General features: G+C 62.1%; 4 protein-coding genes. All 4 read left to right on the top strand.

What is annotated here, in order from left to right:
- A partial coding sequence (locus AC6RA8_RS21610) for an arginine deiminase (protein WP_500355780.1) occupies positions 1–1,208 on the top strand: 1,208 nt, incomplete at its 5' end.
- Positions 1,209–1,229: 21 nt separating this feature from the next.
- Positions 1,230–2,231, top strand: a complete 1,002-nt coding sequence (gene argF, locus AC6RA8_RS21615; protein ID WP_500355782.1) for an ornithine carbamoyltransferase — start codon at positions 1,230–1,232, stop codon at positions 2,229–2,231.
- Between the two features lie 2 nt (positions 2,232–2,233).
- Complete coding sequence (arcC, locus tag AC6RA8_RS21620; protein WP_500355784.1) at positions 2,234–3,166, top strand: carbamate kinase; 933 nt, start codon at positions 2,234–2,236, stop codon at positions 3,164–3,166.
- 53 nt (positions 3,167–3,219) lie between these two features.
- The coding region (locus AC6RA8_RS21625) for a hypothetical protein (protein WP_500355786.1) at positions 3,220–3,982 on the top strand (763 nt) is incomplete at its 3' end.

Consider the following 3,982-nt stretch of genomic DNA (forward strand, 5'->3'; position numbering starts at 1 on the left):
CAGAGATCGGCAAGCTGCGCAAGGTCATGGTCTGTGAACCGGGTCTGGCCCATGCGCGGCTGACCCCGGGCAACGCGGCGGAACTACTGTACGATGACGTATTGTGGGTCAACAAGGCGCGCCGGGACCACGCCGATTTCCGCATGAAGATGGAAGAACGCGGGGTCGAGGTGCTGGAGTTCCAGGCCCTGCTGGCCACAACGCTGAAGGACGCGGAGGCGCGTAAATGGGTGCTCGACCGGCGCATCACCCAAAACCAGGTGGGCGTCGGTATGCTGGGCGAGTTGCGGAGCTGGCTGGACGAGATGGCCGCCAAGGACCTTGCAAAGTTCCTGATTGGCGGGATTGCGGTGCAAGACCTGCCCTTTACCCCGTCGGGCATGTTCGGCAGCTATCTGGGCACCTTGGGCTTTGTCATTCCGCCGCTGCCCAACACGCAGTTCACCCGTGACAACAGTTGCTGGATCTATGGCGGTGTCACGGTCAATCCGATGTACTGGCCCGCGCGCAAGCCCGAGACCTTGCTGGTCACGGCCATCTACAGGTTCCACCCGGATTTCAAAGGGGGCGATTTCGACATCTGGTGGGGTGATCCGGATACGGATTATGGCCCGGCCACGGTTGAGGGTGGCGATGTCATGCCGTGGGGCAAGGGCACCGTCCTCATTGGCATGGGTGAGCGCACGACGCCGCAGGCTGTGGGGCAGGTGGCCAAGGCGCTCTTTGCCAAGGAGGCGGCGGAACGGGTGGTGGCCTGCCAGATGCCGCGCAGCCGGGCGGCGATGCATCTGGACACGGTGTTCAGCCATTGCGACCGAGAGACGGCGACCGCCTTTGTCGAGGTCTGCAACGAGATCAAATGCGTCAGCCTGCGCCCCGGCAATCGCGAGGGCAGCATCGACTTTCATCACGAGGACAAGCACCTGTTCGACGTGGCGGCCGAATGTCTGGGCATCAAGGCCCTGAACATCGTGCAGACCGGAGGCGATGCCTTCAACCAGGAGCGTGAGCAATGGGATGACGGCAACAATGTTGTCGCCATCGAGCCCGGTGTCGTCGTGGCCTACGACCGCAACACCTACACCAACACGCTGCTGCGCAAGGCGGGGGTCGAGGTCATCACCATTGCCGGATCCGAGCTGGGCCGGGGCAGGGGCGGGGGGCATTGCATGACCTGCCCGATCTGGCGCGACCCGGTGGATTACTGATCAATCGAAAGGACGAGGCCCATGGCATTCAATCTCAAGGGGCGCAGTTTCCTGAAACTGCTGGATTTCGATCAGCGCGAGCTGCGCTATTTGCTGGACCTGTCGCGTGATCTGAAGCGCGCGAAGTATTCGGGGACCGAGCAGCAACACCTGCGGGGCAAGAATATCTGCCTGATCTTCGAGAAGACCTCGACCCGGACGATGTGCGCCTTTGAAGTGGCCGCGATGGATCAGGGGGCGGGGGTGACCTACCTTGGGCCATCCGGGTCGCAGATCGGGCACAAGGAAAGCATGAAGGACACGGCCCGTGTGCTGGGCCGCATGTATGACGGGATCGAGTATCGCGGCTTTGGTCAGGATCTGGTCGAGACCTTGGCGGATCACGCGGGTGTGCCGGTCTTCAACGGGCTGACGGACGAGTTTCACCCGACGCAGATGCTGGCCGACCTGCTGACCATGCAGGAATACGCGGAAAAGCCGCTGCATGACATCAGCTATGCGTACGTGGGTGATGGCCGGTCGAATATGGGCCATTCGATGATGATCGCGGGCTGTCTGATGGGCATGGATGTGCGCATCGCTTCGCCCGAGGCGTTGTGGCCAACGGACGAGTTCCGGGGTCCGGCCGAGGCGGCGGCGGCCAAGTATGGTGCGACTCTGACCATCACCGATGACCCGGCCGAGGCCGTGAAGGGTGTTGATTTCATCCATACCGATGTTTGGGTGTCGATGGGGGAGGCCGACGATGTCTGGGAGCAGCGGATCAAGCAGCTGACCCCTTATCGGGTCAACGCCGATCTGATGGCTGCCAGCGGCAAATCCAGCACGCGGTTCATGCATTGCCTGCCCGCCTTCCACAACACCGAGACCAAGGTGGGACAGGAGATTTTCGAGAAATTCGGCATCTCGGAAATGGAGGTGACCGAAGAAGTTTTTGAAAGCCCCGCAGGTATTCAGTTTGAGCAGGCCGAGAACCGGATGCACACGATCAAGGCCGTGCTCGTGGCCACGTTGGGGCGCTGATCATGCGGATTGTCACGGCCTTGGGTGGCAATGCCCTGTTGCGGCGAGGGCAGGCGCTGACGGCAGAGAACCAGCGTGCGAACACCGCGATCGCGGCGGAGGCACTTTCGCAGATTGCCATGGATCACGAGTTGATCATCACGCATGGCAACGGCCCGCAGGTTGGGCTGCTGGCCTTGCAGGGCCATGCCTACAAACCGGACGAAGCCTATCCGCTGGATGTGCTGGGTGCGCAGACGGACGGCATGATCGGCTACATGATCGAACAGGAGCTGGGCAACCGGCTGCCGTTTGAAAAGCCGCTGGCGACCCTGCTGACCATGATCGAGGTGGACCGGGACGATCCCGCCTTTGCCGATCCGACGAAATTCGTGGGGCCCGTTTATGACAAGGTCGAGGCGGATCGGATTGCCGCCGAGAAGGGCTGGCAGATGCGGGCCGATGGCGACAAGTGGCGGCGCGTTGTGCCGTCGCCGCTGCCGCAGCGTATCTTTCAACTGCGTCCGATCAAGTGGCTGGTCGAGCAGGGCACCGTGGTGATCTGCGCAGGCGGTGGGGGTATCCCGACCGCCTATACCGCCGATGGCGACCTGGAAGGGGTCGAGGCGGTGATCGACAAGGATTTCGCCTCGGAACTGCTAGCGCGCGAGATTGGCGCAGATCTGTTCATTGCTGCGACGGACACTGAAGGGGTGTATCTGGACTGGGGCACGCCCGACCAGCGCGTGATCAAGCTGGCGTCACCTGAGGCACTGGAAAAGCACAGCTTTGCCGCCGGGTCTATGGGACCGAAGGTGGCCGCAGCCTGCCAGTTCGCCCGTAAGACCGGCAAGACAGCGGCCATCGGGAGGCTCGCCGATCTGGATGCCATGGTCGTCGGGGACAAGGGCACCCTGATTTCAACCGATGCTACAGGTGTCACATTCCATGACTAGGGTTCACGGCATGCCATCTGCGCAGGGCACATCAAAGGGACGGAGGGCGCAACATGGTGCGTGAACTGATCCGCTATTCACAGGTTCTGGAAATCGTGGGCGATACGCTCAAGGTCCACGTGCCGGAGAGGGCTGAGGCGGACAGCATCGTGCGCTATGGCGATCTGGCCGTGGTGAAAAGCGTGGATGGCGCAACTTCACTGGCGCAGGTCATTCGGATCGAGCGCGATATTGTGTCGTTACAGGTCTTTTCCGGGACCAAGGGGATTTCGACCGGGGCCACGGCCACCTTTCTGGGCCACCCGATGCAGGCGCCCTATTCCGGCAATATTCTGGGCCGCGTGTTTGACGGGGCAGGGGCGCCGGTGGATGGCGGCCCGGACCTGAGCGGTGAGCCGCGACATGACATTGGCGGGCCGTCCGTGAACCCGGCAGAGCGCATCGTGCCCAAGCGCATGATCCGCACCGATGTACCGATGATCGACGTGTTCAACACTCTGGTCGAAAGCCAGAAGATCCCGATCTTTTCGGTTTCGGGCGAGCCTTACAATCCGTTTCTCGCGCGCATCGGCATTCAGGCGGACGCGGATATCGTTGTCTTTGGCGGCATGGGCCTGATCTTTGACGACTTTCACACCTTTCGGCAGTCGTTCGAGGACGCCGGGGTGTTTTCGCGCACCGTCATGTTCGTCAATCAGGCGTCTGATCCTTTGGTGGAGCGCCTTTTGGTGCCGGACATGGCGTTGGCCGTGGCGGAGAAGTTCGCGGTGGAGGAGGGCAAGCGCGTGCTGGTCCTGCTGACCGACATGACCGCCT

Source organism: Tateyamaria sp. (genome assembly GCF_059783535.1).